Origin of the sequence: Haemophilus sp. HMSC61B11 (assembly GCF_001838615.1) — a bacterium.
GTDB lineage: Bacteria > Pseudomonadota > Gammaproteobacteria > Enterobacterales > Pasteurellaceae > Haemophilus_D > Haemophilus_D parainfluenzae_AD.
The window spans coordinates 1-2,969 of record NZ_KV837955.1 but is presented as its reverse complement, the minus strand read 5'-3'; the positions used below and the strand labels follow the sequence as shown (position 1 = coordinate 2,969).

The following is a 2,969-nucleotide window of genomic DNA, read 5'->3' as shown; positions in this document are numbered from 1 at the left end:
TAATAAATTTGGCGAAGAAGCGAAAGCGAAGCGTCATGAAGCCGCAATTGCATTAGAAGAAGCAGAAAAAGCCAAGGCAGAAAACAACAACGAAACGAACCGCACTTTAGTTAAACAAGCACGAGATAATTTTGAGACAGCGAGTCGCGAAGCCAAAGAATGGGAAACGGGTGGAAGCCAACGTCTTATCATTGATTCGGCATTAAATGTTATCAGCACCGCTTTAGCCGGCAGACCGGCAGCAGAAGTGGTGGCTTCAGGATTATCGCCTGCGGTGAATAATCAAATTAAGAAAGCGACAACAGATGCAAAAGGCAATGTGAATACTGCTCTCAATTTGACTGCTCATGCACTTTGGGGCGCGGTAGAGGCTTATGCGGGCAATCGTAATGTTGCTGCGGGTGCGGCTGGTGCTGCAGGTGGTGAGGCTGCAGCTCATTTCCTCGCCTCGACACTTTATGATAAATCACCTGAAAAGCTCAGCGAAGAAGAAAAACGTACGGTATCTTCTTTAAGCCAAGTGGCGGCAGGTATTGCCGGTGGGAGTTTATCAGATAGCTCTGATGGGGCGATTATTGCAGCTAAGACAGCGAAAGATGCGGTAGAGAATAATAATTTTGCTGCTTTAGCTGCTGAGGGTTTTACACTTGTTTGTTCAAGAACTTGTTTGCAAGCCCTTTCAGGGATAGCGGGTGTTTCAATTGGTATAGGTTTATCGCCTAATGAAAAAGAAGTTGCTATTGTGGCTGCTGCGATGAGAGATCCTGAGGCTATGTCCAAATTAACAAAGGAACAGGTTTCTTATATAAATGAGCAAATCTTGACAGATGGTGGTTTTGTTAATAATAAAGAGCTTTTCGGTGATAAGGTTTGGGTTCCGAATGCAGATGGCGGATATATGCCAGTCGATCCAAGTTTAGTGACTACAACATATGGTGGTAAACCTGTAGTTGATCCAAGAATCTTTGTTAATCATACAGGAGGTATTGAGTATCCAGCAGATTATAATTTGCCAACAAATACAGGCGGAAATCAGATACTCAATAATGATAAAGATAATCATATTCTAGTCGGAGGTGAAAGTCAGGTTGGGGACTGGAAGGATAATGCGTTATTTGCGAGAGATAGAACTGTTGACAAAGCAGCAGAAAAACTTGGATACGGACATAGGATCCCTCCTCAAAAAGCGCCATTTAATTCCCATGGACAAGATGTTTATTGGAATGGCAAAAATTATATTACACCAGATGTTGATGGTCATAATGTTTCCGATGGTTGGAAAATTTTTGACCGAAGAGGAAATAGACTTGGTACTTATGACAAGGACTTAAATAGAATTAAGGATTAATAATGTTTGGTATTTTCTTTAAAGATAAAGATACATCTTTTGACAATGGATATGGGATGCATATTTTGGCTTCGATCTCTTTAGGTGAATATGTAGAAGAATTACATATTCCAATAGACTATTGGGGTATTGAAGAATATAAAAATAGCTGGGCTAAATCTATAGCTGATGGGATAGAAAAAAAGAAACATTCAGTACTTATTACATCTATGCATGAGCCAGAATCTTTAAATTTTATTTCTGCATGGATTATTTATTATGATGGGGAAATTTCTTATGTTCAAAATAAGATAATATTTGTAGATGATTTTCCAGAGTTTGATACATCTAAAATTAATGAATATGTAAATAAGCGAGAGATCTTTAATGAAGATGGTTTTAAGATATCTGAATGGATAGTAAAAACAAAAGATGTAATTGATTTTTATCATAGCATTATCGGTTTAATTTGACTAATTGATTCTAATAATTTTGGGATAAGTAATGAGGTCAATTGAAAGTAATAAAAAGGATTTTGGAGTTTATTGGAATGAGAGTTTTTCAATTGATGATTATGTGTACGGTAATATTAAAATAAGAATAGGTGACAGGTTATATCCTGAAAATAATGATTCTTATGATAATTATACCTTAGGTACAGTATTTTTTAATTTAAAAGACTCATTTATTAATAAATACTATTATGGCGGTTGTACAAATGAAGACTTTGGTGAAACTGAATTTAATGCCATGAAATGGCATAATGGAGAATTACCTAATGTTTTTCTAATTGATACAACAGAGCTGGGTGGTTATGAAAATATAAATACACTTTATTTATGTATGGCATATTCAGGGGATACTGAGCGCTTATTTTATAGTGTAGATAATGGAGATTCTTTTAGTGAAATTAGATATCCTAAAGGTACTGTTGAGAGAGTGATATATCAATTACCTACATATTAGAATAGAAATATATGGGGTTAGAAGTATATTTAATCATTTAAGTTTTTAATATTAGGTTATCTCTAGCTTTTAAACTATTTAAAAACTCCAGATTTAAGGTGTTTAATATAAAGCGCGGTCAATTTTCAAAGAATTTTAAAACTTCTCAAAAACTGACCGCACTTTTTGTATTTTCAAAGATGCCTATGTTAAGTAAACCTTATAATTTCACATCCAACTTCGCGTAAGCTCGTTCTACTTTTTCCAATGCTTTTTCCACAGAAATATCACGAGCGAGTAACACACCTAAACGGCGATGGCCATTGACTTCGCCTTTGCCGAAAATACGAATATTACTATTAAACCTAAACCCTGAATTGGTGTATAGTAAAGATTAAGATAGCCAATCTAGCACAACAAAAAGTGGTATTAATACACAAAATATTATTATTAAAGATGAAGCTGAGCAATTAAAACGTACAGGTAAAACGGTACAAGATGAAATTGCTGCGATAAAAACAGATATCACTACAGAGAGTGCACAAAGCCAAAGTGGCAAATTAGAGAACCGTTTTAATAAAGATGATGTTCAAAAAGAACTTGATTTCCAACGTGAGGTGACAGAGAAATTTGGACCAAATGTTGCGGAAGCAGGAAGTTTGCTTGCTAATAAATTTGGCGAAGAAGCGAAAGCGAA

The 2,969-nt window shown here is 35.6% G+C and carries 3 protein-coding genes and 1 pseudogene; 3 read left to right on the top strand and 1 reads right to left on the bottom strand.

Translation table 11 applies throughout. The features are described 5' to 3' along the window. The 3 genes from HMPREF3263_RS00965 to HMPREF3263_RS00955 all read left to right on the top strand — a co-directional run. The coding region (locus HMPREF3263_RS00965) for a VENN motif pre-toxin domain-containing protein (protein ID WP_070852828.1) at positions 1-1,348 on the top strand (1,348 nt) is incomplete at its 5' end. Positions 1,349-1,350: 2 nt separating this feature from the next. After that, entirely contained in the window at positions 1,351-1,800 is a 450-nt protein-coding gene (locus HMPREF3263_RS00960; protein ID WP_065242617.1) for a hypothetical protein, read from the top strand. Between the two features lie 31 nt (positions 1,801-1,831). Next, the gene (locus HMPREF3263_RS00955) at positions 1,832-2,293 is read left to right on the top strand and encodes a hypothetical protein (RefSeq protein ID WP_065242618.1); all 462 of its coding nucleotides are present in this window, start codon (positions 1,832-1,834) and stop codon (positions 2,291-2,293) included. A gap of 199 nt (positions 2,294-2,492) precedes the next feature. On the opposite strand, the pseudogene purT reads toward HMPREF3263_RS00955, so the two are convergent. Beyond that, positions 2,493-2,633: pseudogene (purT, locus tag HMPREF3263_RS10825) on the bottom strand (phosphoribosylglycinamide formyltransferase 2); the annotation flags it as partial. Positions 2,634-2,969 lie beyond the last annotated feature (336 nt).